Consider the following 20,413-nt stretch of genomic DNA (forward strand, 5'->3'; position numbering starts at 1 on the left):
TGCTTTTCCTTTAGTTAAGGTAAGACTGAGGAGGCACTCTTAAACTACGCTCACTGAATATATTATCAGGCAAGCCGATGTCGTATTGCACACCTCTGAATTCCATAAGGGTATAGCCACCTGAAGCCAAATCAGACACCTTACTTCGCGTTACCGTGGGGAAGCCTTGTATGTTTTCAATACTGACAGCTTCAACGCGACGGTAATTGTCACTGCCTTTGTAAAAGTTGATAGTGGTAGGTAAATAAGTCGATTTATCTATCTCAACCACATAATGAGAAAACTCCACGTTGCCTGCGTCTTTCGGGATCCCTTTTAACACATAGTGTGTGTCATTTTGCTCCAATAACGTGAAACTATCCTGCGCGATGGCGCGACCCGATACATCTTCGTAGAAAAAGTGCGACCCAACGAATGACGTACGCTTATCACCTGCCGCAATGCGCTTGACTAAATCAAGGGCAGGTAAGTAAAGCCAACGATCATCGTCCTTCGCTAATTCCGCGTGTTTTTCCACCCTGAATACGGTGCCTTGTACTTCTGTAGGGCGACTAAAAAATACCAGCATGCGCTGATCACCGGTATCAACACCGTCACTGTCTTCAACGTCTTTTCGCAATATGGTGAATTGACGCATTTGCTTACGCCCTTGTTCATCTACGATGAGCATCCGTGCCATTGACTTGCCGTCATGACCTGAATAATACGCGACCTGCTCGGCTTTTTTCACCAACGCATCCACCTCTTCAGCACTCATGGCGCTGGCGTTATCGCTCTGACTGGTGGGCTGTACCGCTATTGCGTTAACGGACAATACGCCTATCGTCATTGCAAATAGAGACTGGCGTAAGCGGTTCAAAAACGACTTCTTAACTACACACATATTAGGCCTCCTTGAAAACCCAACGTTTTAGTAACAACATAGCTGCAGGTAACACTAACAGTGTGACCAATGCAGAAATAAACATAATGCTAGCGAGAAACACCCCTACGGTAATGTAGGGCACCAGTGGAGCAAATAACAACGGCGTAAAGCCAAGGGCGATTACGAGGGCATTTCGCGTGATCGCACTGGCGGGTTCATCAAACATCGCCTTCAGCGTTTCATTGACGTCACCCGTTTGTTTGAAAATCTCTTTCGCTCTTGCCAAAAAGTGAATGGCGAAATCAACCGATAACCCAAGAGTGAGCGCTGAAAGCACCGCAATGGGCATATCATAGTCTTTCCCAACAATGCCAATCGCTCCATAAATAAAGGTAATGGTAATGGTCAACGGCAACATTGCTAAAATGCCAAAGACTAAAGAGCGGAATAGCAACACCATCATGACGAAGACAATGATGAATGCGCTAAGCAAACTATCGAGCATGCCCGCTACCATGTTTTCCTGCCAAACCACGTTCAAATAAGCCTTTCCAGCCCAGTTATAAGTGAGACCTGGCGGGAGTGGATGCGCATTAAAGTAGTTTTCAACTATGCTAATTACTTCAGTCATATCCTGATTGTCACCGCTGGTTAACTGCAACCAGACCAACGTCTTCTTATAATCCGGTGTGACAAAGTGCCATAAATCTTGCGGCCTATGCGACGATTGATACTGCAACAGCGTTTGTGCCACAGCAGCTTGGGTTTCAGGGAGTGTGTAATCTTTGTCTTCACCCGAACGAAGCTCGCGGTTCACCACCTTTATCACGTCGCTTAGCGATTGAGATTTACCGATTAGGGGCTGCTCACTCAAATACGCTTGGAGATCGGAAAGTAGCGCAACGTTTTGTGGTTGTTGGAATGTCTTACTTTGTGTTTTCGCTTGCTCAACTTCATTTAACAAGTCTTCCAACGCCTGCACCTCTTGACTATTCAAATCGCCAAACAATGCATCATCTACCTGCATAGACAGAAGGTTCAAACCATTTGCTTTATCGTCAGACCTTAGCGCATTTGCAGTGGCAACTTTCCAACTCTCCAGGCTGGTAGGTAACGCAGCACTCTGTAGCATCTCTATTGCTGTTACCGTTTCAGTATTATCCTCAATGACAATATAGGCATTGTACGTTCCTGCAAATTCGTTATTCAATGCCCTGTCAGCTACCCGTATTTCGTGATCAGCTTTAAACCAGCGAACCGGATTATCATTGATTCGGATTTGGGTAATCCCCCACACTGACACCACAGAAACGGCGGTAAACATCAGCAACAGTAGCCCTTTATAATTAAGTGCTACCTGTCTGATTCGAAAAATGCTTCGTTGTAGCCATGTGGGTGCAACATCACTGCCTTCCTCTTTGTGCAAGGCTTGTTGAAGCTTTATCAGCGATGCATCTGACATTCGCGATATATAGGCCGGAATAAAAGTAAGCGTGATAACAAATGCCAGGAGAATACCAAAACCTATGTAAGCGCCGAAAATTTGTACGGGGGGAATGGGCGTTAGCATCAGTGAGAAAAAACCGGCTGACGACGTCAGTGACGTAAACAACATGGGTTTAAACAAATGCTCTACCACCGTAGTGATGACTTCGTCTGCTTTTTGACCTGGTTTATAGCGATCTGAAAATTCTGACAATATATGTACTGAATCCACCACCGCAATTGGCATGAGGAAAATAGCAATCATCGATGACATAATGTGTACCGTAAAGCCCATGCCAATAAGGGCACCCATTGTAATAATGACAGTGGCCATAGCCACAACCATAGGTGCCGTAATTAACGATACATTGCGGAAGAACAAGAACAACAAAATAAAAATCATAAGGCCAGCGGCGGGGGCAGCTATCCCCATTTGGATAAACATCTCTACACCAAATTGGTCTTCAGCTACCGGCAAACCTGTAATGTGCCACTGAAGATCAGACGCGGACTGGTTACCAGCAATCGATGATTGAGTTTGAATATACTGACGGATATCTTCAGCTATACGGTAACTTTCGTTTTTATCTTTTATCGGGACATAGATAGCCGCAGCCTTGCCAGAGGACGAGGCAAGCGTATCGTAAAGCATAGGCAAACGTTTGATAGATGCCTCCACCATGCGCGCGGCTTCATCGGTTTGGGGTGGTGCTGCCATCATCCAGGAAAATACCAGCTCTCCTGAACTTCCTTGAGATATATTATCAACAGTTGAGAATGACATTACGTCCCGCGCGATAACCCCATCTATATTAAGCACGTGCTCAGTGACGCGATCAATTGCACTGAGGTATTCAGGGGAATATATCCCCATTGCCTGTGATGCCTGACCTTCCTCAGGAGCAATGACCCCAACCACAATGGCATCGTACATCGAAAAGGTGTGTTTCACTTCATTGTGGAATGCACGGGCGGGATGTGCCTCTTCCAACATATTTTCAGGATCTGTATCGATGGTTATCAAGCGCATTTGAAATGCACAAAACATCACAGCTATTAATAGCACCGCATAGATCCACTTCCCTCTATGGGTGGATAGATAGAGTAACTTTTCAATTATCGCCTTTGGCATGGTGAGGCCACCTTAAATAAGAAATACCTTATATAAAAATAATCTTATATTTGTAGCCAAAAATCAAGCTATTTCTAATTCTCACGCTTGATAAGCAGTGTGAGTAAAACGCTACACACCCGTGAGAAAAATCTACATGGCCACCGAAGGTAAAATTTCCGAACTGCATATAATATTATTTATATAAAATGAAATGTAATTAAAATTCATGCACTTAGATAAACATTAAGTAAAATTCATTTTCTGGCACAGTTAAAGCATAGTTTAGACTAACGGATAAAGACAGAATGTAATTTGAAGCTAGGATAGCTTGAGCGACGGAGAGGCCAAATTACATTACTAAATGATACTGGTGGTTGACGACATTGGATGTAAAAGGATTGCGTTAACACGGACTTTGGAAGAATCAGTACTATTTAGTCAGGATGGGTGTCGGATGTCCGTTAAATTGCTGGTCGATGATGAGGTTAGATTAAAGAAAATCTATACAAACTCGCAGGACGCAACGCGCTTGATTCATAGGGATTGCAGTCAAGCACCGAGTACCTACATCGCAAGCACCGACAGTGATGTCTCGTGCAGCAAGGGACTGTTGACCTAATTTGGATTCGCTGAACGTAAGTATGTTCCTTCAGCGAAGCCATTGTGAGGACACTGATAGCGTCGTCGATGTTATTGGTGAGTTGTCTTCCGACGACTACCCTCTCCCCTCAAAGGCCCATCCCGGCCTTTACATACCTCTGATTTTGGCCCGCCTTTGGCGGGCATTTTTTTATGTTATAATTACGCGCTTTCACGGCTTACTATATAGGGCCACTTTCGTGCTGGTGTCTTCCTCACATTCTCTGGTATTTCGCGTATTATTTTGTGCCCTGCTTGCCACCTCTATCGGGCAAAGCGTCATGTTAACCACTTTACCGTCCTTGGGACGCAAAGCAGAGCTTAGTGAATTTCATATTGCCGCAATTATGTCCAGCTCAGCGCTGATCTTTGCAATAGGCACCAGTATATGGAGTAAAATAGCTAAACGGGTTGGATTCAAGCGAATCCTGATGCTAGGACTTACCGGCTACAGTATAGGTACACTTGTATTCGCGAGCACATGGATGACAGGCTTTACTGGCATAATAACAGGGAGCACTCTTTTTTTAGCGCTACTGATAAGTCGCACTCTTCAGTCCACCATTATGTCTGCAACGCCACCTGCTGCCGTGGGTTACGCGGTGAGTATAAGTTCAATACAAACTAGAGTCAGCGCTATAAGCAAGGTGACGTCCGCCAGTAATGTAGGGCAAATTATTGGCCCAGCCTACGCGGGCTTATTGGTGAGTTTAGGCCTTCTGGTGCCTTTGTACAGCATTGTGTTGTTGACCATCTTAGCTATCATTTTAGTTCACTTTAAACTGCCCGAATTGACTACCACCACCATACTATCCGACTCACAGCGGCAACAACTCGAACAGAGTGGTTACAACAAAGTGCCTTATGTATTTGTCGTGGCGTGTGTTTTTGTATTTACTGCAATGGCAATGATGCAACAATCACTGGGCTTTTTCTTGATGGATTTTTATCACCTGTCTCCTGTTGATGCTGCCAGTAAAGTGGGCATTGCCATGATGATAAGTGCAGCAGCATCATTGATTGTTCAGTTTACTCTTGTGCAAAAAGCGCGTATTGCCAAAGAAACTATGATCACCTTAGCGCTGCCATTGCTGGCTATTGGCTATGTATGTTTATATTTCCAGCAATCCTTCGCAATCTTGTATATAGCGATGACATGTATGGGTATTGGGATGGGCATGGCCTACCCTGCCCTTGCGGCCGCAGCCACCACTTACTGTACTCCATCTCAGCTGTCACTGATTACAGGTCTTATTACCGCAACTACTGCCATGGGTTATATTGTAGGGCCACCCGCTGCTGCATGGTTGTATCAAACCGATATTGCCTTACCTTTTGCCGTTGCCGCGATGTTAATGGCGCTAATTGCAATAGTATTATTTACTACACTGTTCCATCTCAGGCGCGCTCATATACAAGCATGTAATGCTCAGTCGTATACAAAATAAAGCGCTGATAATATTTTTAAAAAAAAATGGAACCTTTTCAATTTATCGTCATCTTATCTTATACATAGAGTCGTTGAGTGTGCGTCTTTGTGTTGTGTGAATGTGTTTTCCAAGTTAAGTGGTTTTTAGGGGGCTAAATAGCCCCCTTTTTGTTATCTTTTTATCCCTTTACTTCTCAACGCTTAGCCAAAGTTAATTTAGATGAAAACCGGCTATTTCTGCCTAAATTCATATTATTCTCTTCAAAAAGCCCCGCTCTTATCTAAAAATTCGAATTATACCGGTCATATTATCCCAACCATTAAAATAGTAATGAGAATTATTATCATATAAAGTTTAAGGGTTACTACAGGAGATTTTTAATGACCATGCAATCCCCACGTAAAGCCTTTGTTACTCATACAGCTCGCCTGACTCCCCATATACAACGCATACATTTGACTGGTGAAGACTTACTTACAATACCGAATATGTCTTCAGGTGCGTATATCAAGTTAATGTTTGACCTAGACGGTCATGCACTACAAGAAGAGGCTGAGCCCAGTGAGATTGCTATGCGGACTTACACAGTAAGTCAGTTTAATCCTGCCCTGCCTGAAATGATTTTAGATATGGTGTTACAAGCAAATGAAGGCATAACGGGACCCGCTTCAGCATGGGCACACAATGCACAACAAGGTGATAGCATATTGTTTAGGGGGCCAGGCACTAGCCGCGGGCTCTGTGAAACATATGACTGGGTACTTTTCGCTGGAGATTTAACAGCTCTTCCCTCAATAAGAAGCCACCTAGCACAACTTCCCCCTGATACTACAGGCTATGCCGTTGTTCATATAGAAGATCAGAGAGATGTGATTGAGTTAGACAAACCAGAAGGCGTCAAGGTTATCTGGAACAAGACGACTTCTTTATCACAGCGCCTGCGAAGTCTTCCCTGGATGGCGGGCATGCCAGGCGTGTGGGTGGCATGCGAATTCTCTTCCATGCGAGAGATACGCACATGGTTAACCCATGAGATGCAGCTTGCTCACCAACAGATTTACATCAGTAGTTATTGGAAAAGGGGAAGAAGTGAGGATCAACACAAAATTGATAAATGCCAAGACAATGAAGCATTTCTTAGACAGCACAGTATTCACGTGTAGGGTTTTCAAGTACTTGTAAAAGCTGCATAACTTTTGAAATACAAAATTACACAATCAATGAACATTTAATTTAAAATCAATAGGTTAAACATTGGAATGTGACTTGCTTTTCTACTATGTGCAAACCGAACGTCATTCTTGCGTCTGGTTTATCACTTAATTGATTAGAAAAGGAGAGCGAGTTATGAACAGTGATCGCATTGAAGGTAACTGGAAAGAAATGAAGGGCAAGGTACAACAGAAGTGGGGGAAGCTTACTGATGATGACCTCGATGTAATCGAAGGCCGCCGTGAAGAACTGGTTGGTAAGATCCAAAAAGCGTATGGTAAAAGCCGTGACGAAGCTGAAAAGGAAGTAGATAGCTACTTTAGCTAGTATACTGCCGTGAAACGTTATTTCCCATGTAGGTGATACTTGGGTTAATTAAGGGCTGCAGGATAGATACGCTGCGGCCCTTTTTTTAATGTTTGTTTCGCACTGTGCGAACAATGCTGCGGGTCAGCCCGTACAATCAAGCGTTATTCATTCACTGATGTTTTTGGCTGCAAGTTGGCGCGCACTTCCTTCGCATCAAAACTGGCAGCTGACTCCGATCGAGTACCTTTACCCACTTGGATACTCAGAATACTTTCTATCTCACTTTTCTCAGAGCCGCCCACAAATACACCCGTCTCAAATTGTGTAGTGGGGTGATAGGCGGTTCGACAAGTTAGTACACCACACTCGGTAACCCGAGTATATCGCTGGCTAAATCCCGCGACAGGCGCGGATTGAACGGTTTGTTTGTCCACTAATGTTTCTCTGTCTGTCACAACGAACCATTCATAGCCCTGTAGTAGAGTGATCTCTGCAGCGCGTAACATTGCATAGTCCATTGCCTTTCCTTTGTCTGAACCCTTTGCTTTGAAATGAACCCGATATTGCGTGTCGCTCAGTTTACTTTCGGTATACCCAAAACCGCCTTTTTTGGCTTGTCGGTAATCGGGCTGACTGGCACAACCATACGCAATCATCACCACGACTAAAAACAACAGTTTCTTTATCATCATATACTCCTTCGGCACTTTGTCAGCTGGCCTCATTGTTTCAGTTGCACTGTTTATGCCTCGTGGGCTAACAGTGCAGACTCCTTCTTTTTTAAACACTCATCTTGCGTTAATACAGCGCTACTTCGTTTGTATTAACGATCTTGTGCTGCTACTCACTTTTCTAGTTGCCGAACGGCATCTACCCCAAAGTAAGTACCCTAATAGCGTCACTATTTTTACAATCTATCATTACATTTAGTTCATATTTTAGCTGTGCCTGGGTCGGTTACGCTGTGTGTTTGAAGCGCAGTGGCAAGTGCGAAAGAGTATTTTAAAACTGTGATTGACGGGGTTTACAACGTCCAAAAACACCTTCATCAAGGTTAGTAGTTATTGCGTTATAGTTGTGTTCATTGAAGGAACTTAGTCGCTTTTGAACACCACGAAAAAAGCCCTGTGTAACAGGGCTTTCAAAAATTATTTTTCAGCGGCGGTCATGCTCTTCTCCCACCAAGGTAAGGAGAAGTCAATTTTTTCGGGATCGTACGAGTTGGCGTACTTCATTTTTACCGAGCTCCAGAAAGCCGCCTTAAATATGGGATCATAAATAACGAACTCGCCCTTTTCTCGGTACTGCTCAAATAACTTTTGGTATGCGCCAACTGGCGTTAAAGGGTTATCCTGCTGAAAAACGACGTCGCCGCCATAGGCCTCATACAACGCTTTCGACACTTTCCAACTCTTTGCCATTCCGCGAGCCATAGCCAGCCTGTAACGCTTCAGCTCTTCTTCCTGATAACCTGAGTGTTCGTCTAAATCAACCGTCCACAGTTTAATGACTGAATAAGCTGATTGAACTTCGCCTTCATTGGGCTCGATTGCATTTTTTTCTGCAAAATCAGCAAGAACCGATTCGGTGATCCTCGTACCAAGGGCTCGCTGGGCGAGCAGTGCCCGTACTTCTTTCTCTGATTTATCCGTCAGAATTGACTGGAAACGATCTACATCAGCGCTAGAAGGCTGTAATTCACTATTGGTAATAGGCTGATTAAACAAACGCGCAATAATTTCACTAGCGGCCTGAGGGGTGTTTATCCCAAGAGACACGACTATGGCGGCAAATAGCACCATCGGAATGACGTCTGAACGAGTCACTTTGTATGCTTCCTTAAATTCCAATTTTTAGCATATCCACAAGGCACATTCATTACTATTGATACTTTCCGTTGCCTTGCGAAATGACATCTTTTGATAGACATATACTTTAGGCCATTTTGACCTAAAATTCTACTTTCTTACGCAGGGATTTTTTCGCACTTTGTTGCTTTTTTACCTCACCCCGTTTGGCTTTGACTGAGCGACTTACCTTTGTTGCTCTGCGTGGCTTAGACTCTACTGTGGCACTTTGAATCCACGCAACTAAACGCGCCACAGCATCTTGTCTATTTTGCTCTTGCGTCCGAAAATTCTGTGCTTTAAGCACAAACACCCCTTCGTTTGTCACACGACTATCATTCAACCCGAGCAGTTTTGATTTTAATCTGTCAGGTAGCGTCGACGCATGTATATCAAATCGCAAATGAATAGCACTGCTAACTTTATTGACGTTTTGCCCCCCGCTACCTTGAGCGCGGATCGCTTGCATGTCGATTTCACTATCATCTATCGATATTGATGAGGTGATGACTATGTCCATGATTCGTCTTCCGTGGTTAAAAGTACGTACGCCCTATGATAACAGGAATCATCCGATGCATTGTAACCTTCCCTTAATGAGATTCGATTGCCGAGCTATTTTTCGCAGTTATAACGCGTAATCACTAATAGTTTGTTGACGACAAATTCCCAGTTCTATAGGTTGATATTTATACTCTTAAGGGATACTACCATGGCCATTCTTTTAATCGTTCTTATCGCCATTATTGTCGCGCTCTATTTTTTTACTCGCAAAATCGATAGTGGTATCGATGACGCATTTACGCCCTCAGGCCATATCACCCCAGTAACAGGAGGCACTATACACTGGCAAAAGCAAGGCCATGGTCCCGCACTTATTTTAATCCATGGACTATTGGGGAACGCACGAAACTTCAGTGAGTTAGCAAATGAACTAGCGCCTTTTTTTACCGTATATCGGGTTGATAGACCGGGAAGTGGCTTTTCTAGTCGCCATCCCAAAACCGAAGCAACCTTCGAACAGCAAAGTGCCATGTTGTTGGAATGGATGGAAAAGGAAGGAATTAAAGAAGCTGCACTTGCGGGCCACTCTATGGGTGGCGGCATATCCTTGAGAATGGCACTTGACGCACCAGAGCGTATTACTTCTATAAGCCTTTTATGCCCACTGACTACCCCGTTAACTGGGGGAGCAGGGCCACTTTCTATGTTGTACATTCCCAGTGACGCTATTCGTCGCAGTGTTACTCATACAATTGCCAGCCCGTTACGGGTTAAATTCGGCAAGAAACAAATGGCACAAATATTCGCCCCAGAAGCTGTTCCTGCGGATTTCGCTGTAAAAGGAGGTGGAATATTAGCGTTGCATTCAAGAAGCTTTTATGAAGGCAGCCGAGATACCGTCTCAGCCCAAGGTAGTTTGCACAGACAACAAGGGTTTTACGATAAAATAAGCTGTCCCGTGGGTGTGCTTTACGGGGACATGGACACCATATTAAACCCCGTTACCCATACACAAGCAGTTACTGAAAAACTCCCTCATGCGTTAGCAAAAACGTTAAAGGGCGCTGGCCACATGATCCCTATCACTCAACCTCAAGCTTGTGCAGAGTTTATCAGGCAGCTTGCTGAGATCGATCACAATAAGAACCAAGCCATTGGCTAATGCAATGCAGTTTGCGCTCTCGTTGATGGCGCCCCTTCACTGGGTTTGTGAAAGCGAGATAATGCAAAGCTAGACTCGAGGCTCTGCTTTAGGGTGCGAAGGTGATCCGCCACCATTTCTATACCATCTAGCTCTTTACACAGCGCGAACGGGGTCGCTTCCAATTCAACGTTGTAGCGACTAAACCACACTTTCATTTGTTCACTGTCCCCTTCTGACACAGAGATGAGTAAATGATACATGCGAATGAACGCTAGCTGTTTGCGATATTCCACTGTACCACTTTCAAATCCGAGCAGGGTAGTTTGGGCTAATGATGAAGGAGAAATACCCAATATTTCAGAAGCTTGCTTCACATTCAATCCCAATTCTTGGTATGCCCAAGTAAATGCTTTAGTGACAACACTAGTAGGAAATAATGATCTATTCATGTCCTTGCCCTCATTCCATCGGTAAGTTTTGACTTCAGGTCACTGAGTTCTTGCGAATTACATACCACTAATAGCGAATTACACACTTATGTGGATATAGTGTGGTTGATAGCGTTTACATGGATGGCATGTATCTCAATATTAAGAGGATTAATTGTTTGGCTTTGGAGCAATTACAACCTTTGCAGTTTTCGCGATAGAAACTGCAGAAGCACTAGATTCGCACCATTGATCGTATCAGCGCTCACGATGCACCACACTAGTGCTATGTGCACTTCCAATACAGCTTATTACGGCCATATTGGAAGTAACGCCTAAAACAAAGTGCCACCTCTATGCTGCTAAAATTGTAATGAGTTCAGCAAAAGTAGGACGCCCCTGAATATCCAGCGGAAGTTTTAGCTCACGAGCAATGTCGCTAACACTGATAACACCACGTATTTCGTGTGTATCTCGCTCCATTACCAAACAGTGATGCTGGCCGTAGTCTTTCAAGGTTTCAATAACATCACCCACTGAGGCGCGTACTAATTCCGAGAAATCAAAGGAAAGTAACGACGTTTTCGGGCGAACAAAGTCATGCACGGTGAGTTCTTCGCGTTTCACTTTAAGCTCAGTCATACGTTGGATAAGCTGTTGTTCGCCAACGTCATGACTGGTGACAATACCCACAAAACGATTTTCACTGTTCACCACTAGCATCATACGCACATGTGACTGACGCATTATGGCGTCGACCTTAGTTGCTGGTGTACGTGCATCCAAGACGTGAGGAAGGTGTTGTTTAAAGTCGGTAAATACCGCCACGGCAGGTGAGTTTACCGTGATTGTATTTTCCACCACGGGCCAAGCAAGCGTATCAATAGATTCAGTTTTATACAGATGTAAGGCATGCATACCTAATTCTCCTAATCAATAAATAAACAAATAAAAGTGATTAAGAAAAACTAGGAGGCCCTCTGATTTCATTGTTGCTGGATGGACCTTTTTGCGGAGTAGTAAATAAACTATCGGTGGCAAGTGCCCAATTGTGAACCCAGACTAACGCGTAACCCGTAACAACATCGTTATCCGATTCATCGTCACCCGTTTCAGTCGATTCTTGTTCGAACTCAGATACAAGTACCGAAACTATGTTGAGCGCATCATCGCCAGAAGCTGTCTGCACACCATTCCCTTCTCCCATTGGGGAGAAAGCAAGTAACGATGAAAACAGCGCTGGCACATAAAACGCCAGCATAACAAGCGATACACGCACGGTGTTAAACCTTTCAAGTGAGATAATTCCAACTTCAGCGAAACAAATGACTACATGCTCAAATTTGTTCCTTAATTAAACTATATGCTTAAATTTTCCGTTTAACAGAGGTGTTTAGCGCAATTAATCGGCCATTGAACGACACGCTGCTCATCATTCTAAAAATGGGAACAATAACACTTAAAAAATGCGATATTTAAAATCGTCTTCGCAAAATACACTACTGGTAGGGTGAGATTGAGACAAATGCAGTATGCTTTCTCTTCAGTTCAATTAATTAAGGGTATTTATGAGCCCCAGATGGCCACTTCCCATCGTTCTACTTCACTGGATTACCGCAGTAGTGGTAGTAGGCATGTTTGTTTCAGGACTTTGGATGGTAGATCTCAACTACTATAGCCAGTGGTACAAAACTGCGCCCCACTGGCATAAAAGTGTGGGATTACTGCTTTTTGTTGCAACACTCGTTCGCTTAGGGTGCAGAGTGTTTTTTCAACGACCGCCCAAACATGGCAAGGGTGTTGAAAATGTGCTGAGTTCTATTGGCCATCGTATTTTATATGTATTGCTATTGAGTTTGTTTGTTTCAGGCTACCTCATTTCTGCAGCTGATGGTAAATCCATCGATATTTTTAACTGGTTTAGCATACCTGCGGTGGGAAGTATTATTGATAATCAGGAAGATAAAGCAGGCACCGTCCATTTTTATCTGGCATGGACACTGATTTGTCTCGTTGTCATGCATTTACTTGCCGCGTTTAAGCACCATTTTATTAGCAAAGACGACACACTGAAGCAGATGTTACGGCTTCGCTGAATTTACTTAAGGAGAAACTATGAAGAAGTTAACACTTGCCCTGGCTGCTGCGCTGTCCATTGGCTCCGCTCAAGCCGCCGATTACGTCATTGATAGCAAGGGCGCCCATGCGTCTATTAACTTTAAAATACAGCATTTAGGATATTCATGGCTAACGGGTCGATTTAACGATTTTAAAGGCACTTTTAGCTACGATGAGAGCACACCTACTCAGGCGACAATTTCAGTCACTATTGAAACCGATAGCATTGACTCTAACCATGCTGAGCGTGACAAGCACTTAAAAAGCAGTGACTTTTTAGCAGTTGATGAGTTTCCTGAAGCCAAATTTATAAGCACGAAAATTGTCGATAAAGGTAACGGTAAGCTCAGTGTGATGGGTGATTTCACACTACACGGCGTGACTAAAGCCATAACAATCGACGCCAAAAAAGTCGGTGAAGGTGATGATCCTTGGGGTGGCTACCGAGCAGGCTTTATGGGCACAACCACTATTGCCCTTAAAGATTTCGGTATCGACTATGAACTAGGCCCAGCATCTCAGACCGTCGAATTAGAACTGCATGTCGAAGGCGTGAAGCAATAAGTATCACGTCACTTTTGACAATAACACACCGCCACGGGCTGAAAGCAACCACTGTGGCGGTTTTTCTTCGCAGTCTTTAACCTCAGTGCAGTTTCAATTTTGGGCTAATAGCCTGGCTAAGTTTTTTCACCAGTAATTTTAGCGCGCCTTTGCATTTTCCATGTACTGCAAACTGATGCATGTTGTACAAAGACACATATACAAGCTTTGCCAAGCGTCCCTCGATAAACATACTGCTGTTTGATAGCGAGCCCATCAAACTTCCCACTGTACTGTATTTGCTTAAGTGAACCAGTGAGCCATAGTCTTTATAGGTAAATTCTTTACTTGCTTTACCAGTAAACAACGCTGTTAGATTGTGTGCGACTACCTCCGCCATTTGATGCGCTGACTGGGCACGAGGCGGTACCCAACGGCCATCATCCTGCTGAAATCCGCAGCAATCCCCAAGTACCCATATGCTATCAAAAGTGGTACTTCTCAATTGCTTATCAACCAGAATCTGATTAGCACGGTTGGTGTCAAATAACCCTAATTGCGTAATAAAGTCAGGCGCTTTAACTCCTGCTGCCCACACCATGAGATCGGCGTTAATACGATGACCGTCTTTGGTAATAAGACCCGCTTCGTCGGCTTCTGCCACCATGGTTTGCTCTTTAATGTCAACGCCTAGCTGATATAACGCTTTGCGGGCCGCGTTAGCTATTCGCTCAGGAAGGGCTGGTAAAATACGCTCTCCAGCTTCGACAATAGTAATTTTCAAACGGGAGGCAGACATGGCGGGCATGCCATAGGCCTTTGACAGGTTTGCGACGTGATGTAATTGGGCGGCAAGCTCAGTGCCAGTCGCACCTGCCCCGACAATGGCAACGTCTATTCTCGCATTTTTATCTTCTTGCTGGTTGATGCGGATCAGTTGGTTAAGCAAGGCGCGATGGAAACGCTCTGCTTGTTGCAGTGAATCCAGAAAATAGCAGTTTTCTGCCACACCGGGCGTGCCGAAGTCGTTGCTAACGCTGCCAATAGCCAGTACCAGTTGATCGTAGTGAATTTCCCTCTCGGGCAAGATTTGGGTGCCTTCTTCGTCAAACAAGGGCTTTAAGGCAATGGTTTTGTCTGAGGCATTAACCGCACACATTTCACCTAACTGAAAACGATAGTGATGAGCTGCAGCGTGAATAGCATAATCCACACCGTCTGAATGTTTATCTATGACACCGGCCGCAACTTCGTGTAAAAGCGGCTTCCAAATGTGAGTTCGACTGCGGTCGACTAAGGTGATTTCCGCTAGCTTTTTTCTCCCTAGGGTGCGGCTTAAGCGACTGGCTAATTCTAATCCACCAGCACCGCCACCAACGATAACTATTTTTTGCATGGGTTTTACCTATTAACAATCATTCCACATATAGCCACTGTGCAACGCCGTTACACGGAAACTATACATGGCATGACTGTCACCCACGCCAGTTTTAATAGACCTACTCAGCTAAGCCTACCATCAACCCTTGCGGTAATGGATGTCGACATACCTGTCGCAAAGACTACGCTTGTCTCGGCGTGATAACAAGCGTAGCAAGTCCGAAAGTATGCGGTCAGCGATAAACCGCGCCTTACCCTTATAAAACAAACGATGCGCTCAGTAAGACGTTTCTGGGGCGCCCAGGAAAATACCGAGGGCCCGTAAATGTGGTGTAGTCAGCGCGTTCGGCATAATTAGCATCGAGCAAGTTATTTATGCGTGCGTAAAGGGTGACGGTGTCACTGAGTTTATAGCTCACTCTGGCATGTAATAGATCATGTCCCTCATACACATTGTTGTTTTCAGCATCGGTAAAATAATTGTCTACATATTGCCACTCTAGTTCAGTGCGAATAGTGTGAGTAATGTCATAACTCAAACGGGTATTAAATTGAAGCTTTGGCGCGGTATCTATATCGTTACCTTTAATATCAACTTCGTTGGCAACTTGACTGTGCTCATAAGTATGTCTGGCAAACGTGCCGGCAAAATCAAACTGCCATTTATCCGCCCATCTCTGACTTACCCCCAGCTCTATCCCTCGGTGCCAGGTTTTACCGTCACTTACATTAAAGAAGTCACTGTCGCGATATATAACACTGTCTTTGCGAAGGCTATAGAATGAAAGGGTATATTGACCGCTTTCGGCGAAGCCTTGCAAACCAAGCTCAACATTGGTGGCTGTTACTGCCTCTAACTCAGCTACTTGCTGTGCACGCTGCAATCGATACAGTTCAGTAGCTTGAGGTGCCCGATATCCCCTCGATACCCCGCCGTACAACCGCATACTGCTCATTAGGTCGTAACTGAATGAAAATTTCGGGCTAAAATTGCTAAATGAATTATCGCCACTAGGGGGGCGGGAATAACGACAGCCTCCAAAACCGCATGCCGTGCCATCTTCACGCTCGCGTCCTGCGTTCATATGATTGGTGTAGTCGTAGTGCATGTTTTCATAGCGACCTCCCAGTGCAAACGTCCACGCGTCACTGTGCCAATTTACGCTGATATAAGGAGCAACCAAGGTCGCATCAACACTGTAGTCATAGTGCCGACCAGTGGGAATAGTTTCGACCAAAAACGGTGATCCCACTGTTGCGTCTTGTTGGTACTGAAGCAAGTCTCCCGTGGTAAATTCGGCATCGAACCCAGTATCTATGTTAAATTGCGGACTTATCACAAAATTAACCTGTGACAATAATCCCACTCCCTGTTGCGCATTAGTTTCAAGCGGCGTACCAGGTAAAAAGTGCATGCGAAAACGCATATCCTGGTTTCGCAAATAAGGGGTCACCGACAAAGCATGGCCCTTTCCCCATGCCATATCCAGTTTGCTCCACAATCTAAAACTTGTCGCTTGACGAAAGGCTTCTGGATTAGGGTTGGCGCGGGCTATTACCTCATCTTTGTAACTTTCAAAACCTTCAATGTAACCAGCCGTATCTTGATCGAGGTGGGTATAGGTTAACCCCGAAGTGACAAGAAGCTGCTGGTTTTCATAACGATGACGTACGTTCACTTTTTCCTGATCAACGCTTTCGTCGTTGCGATAGCCTGTATCTCTGGTGATACTGGCATTAATCCCCACACCACTTTTTATGCCGTCTGCGTTTTCACCAAAGTCTTTACCTTGACGAAACTTGGCGCGAGTAAAACCAAAAGAGCCGTAGTCAAAGACTAATAATCCGTCATCATAAGTAGTGTCTGGCGTCACTACGTTTATTACGCCGTGGATTGCATTAGAGCCATATAACGCAGAAGCAGGACCTTTTATAACATCGATGTGTTGTGCCATTTCACCGTGTGCTTCAAATAACTCGTTAATGTTACAAAAACCGGCGGCACGCAGTGGAATACCGTCTTCAGCTGCCAGAATCCCGCCACAAGCACCCGCCCCCGTGAGCACAGGCGAACGTAGTGCAGGTAGATATTCCTGGCCATTACCACGTTGCACTGTTGCACCTGCAACGTAATTAAGTGACTCTTGGATATGTTGGAAAGATAGCATTGATAGAGTATCGTCACTGATAGACGACACAACATAACCTTTGGCTTCGCTACTTGTCGCGATACGAGAAGAGGTGGTTTCTATACGTTCGATAGTGTCCCACTGTTGCGCTTTAAGCGTTAATGGCACAATAAAAAGTGCGGTGAATGCAGTCAACTGAGACAACCGAAGCCCAAGCGTACAGGTCATTTTCTATCCTTCCAATCCCAAAAGTGCGTTACTATAAAGCATTGTAACGTGGAAGCCCCTGAGCATTCGTTAAAAACCTATAATTTAAAGACTAATGCAGTGAGTGGCATAACGTTTGCTGCTCGCTGTGACAGTGATGTCATGTCCATCAACTGAACATGTTTTACACTGCACAGGCAAAAAGACACAAGAGCAATACCACACTGGTACAGCTCAACGTTGTCTTTGGCGTTATCAAATTTGCTACTTAGCTTTACGTGGAGGAAAACGTTGGACACCCTTATCCCTAGCTTATCTCAGCTCATTGAATTTGCCGTCGCTCCTGTCTTTTTACTTACAGGTATTGCAGGATTTCTCAATGTCATGTCATCGCGATTAGGGCGTATTTCAGATAGAGTAAGAGTGGCCGAACGACAGATTCATACATTGTCAGATCCACATATTGTTGACCGTTCGAAGAGCGAGATTAAGGTGTTATGGCGCAGGGTGAAGGTGATTAATTGGGCCATAGGGCTTTGCGTTGCCTCTGGCTTAATGGTATGTACTGTTATCATGGCATTGTTTTCAGGCTCCCTTTGGGTAGTGGATTTGAAAACGCCCGTCATTGTATTGTTCATACTGGCGATGATGTTTCTGATCAGTGCACTTATTGTATTTTTAGTAGAAGTGAAGTTAGCCACCAACACCATTAATATGGTGCGGACTATTCGCTAGTTAAACCTTAACAGCGGGGCAATACCCCGCTGTTACACAGTGGCTAAAGGCGTTTAACCATATTTATTTATCAGACAAGGTATCCAATACAGAAAATAATACATTGGCACCAATTCGAGAGACTTCCTTATCGTAAATATGCTCTACGTTAACGCCTTCTTGACCTCCCGCTAAGTCACTGATTGCTCTTATTATTACCCAGTCTACCTGATTAATTGTACACACTTGGCCAATAGCCGCCGATTCCATTTCCGTTACCTCAGCGTTAAAGACTTCCCGAGTCCACTGGCGATAATCTCGGTTGTCCATAAAGACCGAGCCCGTTATACCGTTACCACCCACAAACAGTTGCGCGTTGCGTTCATCAAGCACCCGCTGCACTGGCATCGCCGCTATTGCGTCGTTCGCGGCTTTCAGCAATCGGGGAGAGGCGCTGAAATAGGCGGTGTCTTGCGGCTTATCCATACCGTCTTTAATGATTAACACTTCATCGGGGTGAATAAAGTGAAACGGCTTGTATTTAGGTAAAAAGGGATCGTTCGCTAAGCGCGCTTCTTGTTCTTGCATAAAAGCAGCATAATAATCTGGCAAGATATAGCGACCGGGCTGATTGGGATCTTCGTTGGTATACACACTTTCATCATGATAGTACCAACGTGCCGGCACTATCACGTCGCCAGGTTGCCATTTTGGGTTAACTGCACCAGCAATACCCATATAAACCACTTGTTTCACTGGGAAGTAATCCAAAGCCATTTGCATCGTCATCGCAGCATTGGCAATACTCATACCTGTTGCAAATACCAATATAGGTTCATCGTGATATCGACCAATCCGATAGGTCACACCTTTTATTGTGACCGATGTCTCTATGACTGCGTCAGGGTCGTCATTAATACGATTGAGAATCCCTTCCATTTCGGGCGCATAGGCCACCGTAATAGCAGTGAAAGAGGGTCGAGAGAATGTGGTTGGTCCATATAACGCACTAGGCGAAACCGTTTCATTTGAGGCACATCCCGCAAGCCAGAGAGACGTAACCATCACTAAAATTAACACTTGTAGCTTTTTCATTGTTATTCTCAACATGCATATTTAGTCTTTTACTAACCTACCACTTCGCTAGCATAAATAAAGACAAACAAACGCATTTACCCTATTAAAAACATAAAGATCACAAATTAAAAACAGAACAAAAATAAATCACTAACAATTAAATTACATGCACCATTTATGCATAAATTTGCATTTACCGAAAAAATTAAGAAAACTTAAAAGAAAGCGTCCACTGACATAAATACAAGGCAAAAGGCTGCAGATTTTCCTCTACGATTGTCGATAATAACCGCTTATTTATTAAAATAGTGACAACAAACCAGGGAGTACCACGTCACCATGAACAGTAAACTGCTTCGCTCACTTCAAGTTTTTGTCGCAGTAACAGACAGCGGTAGTATGAGCGTAGCAGCTCGTGACCTTCATATGACAGTATCAGCTATCAGCCAGCAACTGAGAAAGTTAGAGCACGATATTGGATTGAGCTTATTTAATCGCAACACGCGAAGTTTGAGCCTGACGGAAGCTGGACGTATCTACTATCACTCCAGCAAAGCCATGCTGGAAACAGCCGAGCACGCACAACAGCAAATTGAAAGTTTACAAGACGAACCTACGGGTAAGATCAATATCATTGCACCAGAAGGCTTTGGCGGGGGACTACTCAGTGAGCCCTTACAAAAACTCTGTGCAGAGTTCCCAAAAATTACGATTTCTCTTGTATTAACTGACGAACCTAAAGATATCATCGCTTCAAGCGCTGACTTAGTATTGTGTTTCGCCCCCGTATCAGACACCAATTTTAGTAGCCTGGAACTGGCTACTTGGAAGCGAATATTATGTGTTTCGTCCTCTCACCCTTTAGCAGGTCAGAGTGTATCGTCACCTCAAGCCTTGTCAGAACACCTGTATATTGCCCATCGTCATATTCCCGACTACGTAATGAAGCACGACACCCTCTCAGAGCACGAGTTGGACGAGCAACGAATTGACGTAAATTCTATGCAAACCCTTATTCAATTAACGAGAGATAGCGTGGGATATGCGGTATTACCTGAGCCTGAAGTGAGACATTTATTAAAAACTGGCGAGATGAAGCAATTGTTTAAAGACTGGCAATTGCCCGATTACACTGTGTATGCGGTTACCCCCAAGCGCGACCTTATCCCGGCAAAAATCAATGCGGTGATTAGTTGCTTACAAGATCTTTTTTCGCAAATTTAAGCGAGTACAAAGCAAAAAAATGGCAGCCATTGGCTGCCATTTTT

19 protein-coding genes are annotated in these 20,413 nt (G+C 44.4%); 8 read left to right on the forward strand and 11 right to left on the reverse strand.

What is annotated here, in order from left to right:
• Positions 1 to 10 precede the first annotated feature (10 nt).
• Together ACMCM8_RS15405 and ACMCM8_RS15410 are read right to left on the reverse strand one after the other, a co-directional pair.
• Positions 11 to 757 carry an outer membrane lipoprotein-sorting protein gene (locus ACMCM8_RS15405; protein WP_412727748.1) on the reverse strand — a complete coding sequence of 249 codons (747 nt, stop codon included), beginning with the start codon at positions 755 to 757 and terminating at the stop codon, positions 11 to 13.
• A 127-nt stretch (positions 758 to 884) separates the two neighbouring features.
• Entirely contained in the window at positions 885 to 3,482 is a 2,598-nt protein-coding gene (locus ACMCM8_RS15410) for an efflux RND transporter permease subunit (RefSeq protein ID WP_412723470.1), read from the reverse strand.
• An 821-nt stretch (positions 3,483 to 4,303) separates the two neighbouring features.
• On the opposite strand from ACMCM8_RS15410, the gene ACMCM8_RS15415 reads away from it, so the two are divergent.
• From ACMCM8_RS15415 to ACMCM8_RS15425, 3 genes are all read left to right on the forward strand, one after another.
• Positions 4,304 to 5,551, forward strand: coding sequence for an MFS transporter (locus ACMCM8_RS15415; RefSeq protein WP_412723471.1), 1,248 nt, complete (start codon positions 4,304 to 4,306; stop codon positions 5,549 to 5,551).
• A 362-nt stretch (positions 5,552 to 5,913) separates the two neighbouring features.
• Positions 5,914 to 6,696, forward strand: a complete 783-nt coding sequence (locus ACMCM8_RS15420) for a siderophore-interacting protein (protein WP_412723472.1) — start codon at positions 5,914 to 5,916, stop codon at positions 6,694 to 6,696.
• A gap of 184 nt (positions 6,697 to 6,880) precedes the next feature.
• Positions 6,881 to 7,072, forward strand: a complete 192-nt coding sequence (locus ACMCM8_RS15425) for a CsbD family protein (protein WP_412723473.1) — start codon at positions 6,881 to 6,883, stop codon at positions 7,070 to 7,072.
• 143 nt (positions 7,073 to 7,215) lie between these two features.
• Here ACMCM8_RS15425 and ACMCM8_RS15430 read toward each other — a convergent pair whose 3' ends face one another.
• The 3 genes from ACMCM8_RS15430 to arfB all read right to left on the reverse strand — a co-directional run bounded on the left by ACMCM8_RS15430 (position 7,216) and on the right by arfB (position 9,421).
• On the reverse strand, positions 7,216 to 7,743 hold the full coding sequence (locus tag ACMCM8_RS15430) for a CC0125/CC1285 family lipoprotein (protein ID WP_412727750.1): 528 nt from the start codon (positions 7,741 to 7,743) through the stop codon (positions 7,216 to 7,218).
• Positions 7,744 to 8,202: 459 nt separating this feature from the next.
• Positions 8,203 to 8,880 (reverse strand): hypothetical protein, encoded by a 678-nt coding sequence (locus ACMCM8_RS15435; RefSeq protein WP_412723474.1) that lies wholly within the window; start codon positions 8,878 to 8,880, stop codon positions 8,203 to 8,205.
• Positions 8,881 to 9,004: 124 nt separating this feature from the next.
• On the reverse strand, positions 9,005 to 9,421 hold the full coding sequence (arfB, locus tag ACMCM8_RS15440) for an alternative ribosome rescue aminoacyl-tRNA hydrolase ArfB (RefSeq protein WP_412723475.1): 417 nt from the start codon (positions 9,419 to 9,421) through the stop codon (positions 9,005 to 9,007).
• Positions 9,422 to 9,613: 192 nt separating this feature from the next.
• Between arfB and ACMCM8_RS15445 the strand changes: the two genes are divergently transcribed.
• Positions 9,614 to 10,567, forward strand: a complete 954-nt coding sequence (locus ACMCM8_RS15445) for an alpha/beta fold hydrolase (protein ID WP_412723476.1) — start codon at positions 9,614 to 9,616, stop codon at positions 10,565 to 10,567.
• Here the strand turns inward: ACMCM8_RS15445 and ACMCM8_RS15450 are convergent.
• The 3 genes from ACMCM8_RS15450 to ACMCM8_RS15460 all read right to left on the reverse strand — a co-directional run bounded on the left by ACMCM8_RS15450 (position 10,564) and on the right by ACMCM8_RS15460 (position 12,256).
• A complete protein-coding gene (locus ACMCM8_RS15450; protein ID WP_412723477.1) occupies positions 10,564 to 10,998 on the reverse strand; it encodes a hypothetical protein in 435 nt (144 codons plus the stop codon). The two genes, ACMCM8_RS15445 and ACMCM8_RS15450, sit on opposite strands and share 4 nt — an antisense overlap.
• Positions 10,999 to 11,331: 333 nt before the next feature.
• A complete protein-coding gene (locus ACMCM8_RS15455) occupies positions 11,332 to 11,895 on the reverse strand; it encodes a CBS domain-containing protein (RefSeq protein ID WP_412723478.1) in 564 nt (187 codons plus the stop codon).
• Between the two features lie 40 nt (positions 11,896 to 11,935).
• Entirely contained in the window at positions 11,936 to 12,256 is a 321-nt protein-coding gene (locus ACMCM8_RS15460) for a hypothetical protein (protein WP_412723479.1), read from the reverse strand.
• Positions 12,257 to 12,545: 289 nt separating this feature from the next.
• On the opposite strand from ACMCM8_RS15460, the gene ACMCM8_RS15465 reads away from it, so the two are divergent.
• Together ACMCM8_RS15465 and ACMCM8_RS15470 are read left to right on the forward strand one after the other, a co-directional pair.
• A complete protein-coding gene (locus ACMCM8_RS15465; protein WP_412723480.1) occupies positions 12,546 to 13,073 on the forward strand; it encodes a cytochrome b in 528 nt (175 codons plus the stop codon).
• Positions 13,074 to 13,092: 19 nt separating this feature from the next.
• Complete coding sequence (locus ACMCM8_RS15470) at positions 13,093 to 13,659, forward strand: YceI family protein (protein WP_412723481.1); 567 nt, start codon at positions 13,093 to 13,095, stop codon at positions 13,657 to 13,659.
• 82 nt (positions 13,660 to 13,741) lie between these two features.
• Here ACMCM8_RS15470 and ACMCM8_RS15475 read toward each other — a convergent pair whose 3' ends face one another.
• Together ACMCM8_RS15475 and ACMCM8_RS15480 are read right to left on the reverse strand one after the other, a co-directional pair.
• The gene (locus tag ACMCM8_RS15475) at positions 13,742 to 15,034 is read right to left on the reverse strand and encodes an NAD(P)/FAD-dependent oxidoreductase (protein ID WP_412723482.1); all 1,293 of its coding nucleotides are present in this window, start codon (positions 15,032 to 15,034) and stop codon (positions 13,742 to 13,744) included.
• Between the two features lie 241 nt (positions 15,035 to 15,275).
• The gene (locus tag ACMCM8_RS15480) at positions 15,276 to 17,375 is read right to left on the reverse strand and encodes a TonB-dependent receptor (protein WP_412723483.1); all 2,100 of its coding nucleotides are present in this window, start codon (positions 17,373 to 17,375) and stop codon (positions 15,276 to 15,278) included.
• Positions 17,376 to 17,645: 270 nt separating this feature from the next.
• Here ACMCM8_RS15480 and ACMCM8_RS15485 point away from each other — a divergent pair, with 270 nt between their 5' ends.
• A complete protein-coding gene (locus ACMCM8_RS15485; protein WP_412723484.1) occupies positions 17,646 to 18,089 on the forward strand; it encodes a DUF2721 domain-containing protein in 444 nt (147 codons plus the stop codon).
• A 63-nt stretch (positions 18,090 to 18,152) separates the two neighbouring features.
• Here ACMCM8_RS15485 and ACMCM8_RS15490 read toward each other — a convergent pair whose 3' ends face one another.
• Positions 18,153 to 19,163: a 5'-methylthioadenosine/S-adenosylhomocysteine nucleosidase gene (locus ACMCM8_RS15490; protein WP_412723485.1), complete on the reverse strand. Its 1,011-nt coding sequence runs from the start codon at positions 19,161 to 19,163 to the stop codon at positions 18,153 to 18,155.
• A gap of 321 nt (positions 19,164 to 19,484) precedes the next feature.
• Between ACMCM8_RS15490 and ACMCM8_RS15495 the strand changes: the two genes are divergently transcribed.
• On the forward strand, positions 19,485 to 20,369 hold the full coding sequence (locus tag ACMCM8_RS15495) for a LysR family transcriptional regulator (RefSeq protein WP_412723486.1): 885 nt from the start codon (positions 19,485 to 19,487) through the stop codon (positions 20,367 to 20,369).
• Positions 20,370 to 20,413 lie beyond the last annotated feature (44 nt).

It is taken from the genome of Alteromonas sp. D210916BOD_24, from assembly GCF_047159385.1.
GTDB lineage: Bacteria > Pseudomonadota > Gammaproteobacteria > Enterobacterales > Alteromonadaceae > Alteromonas.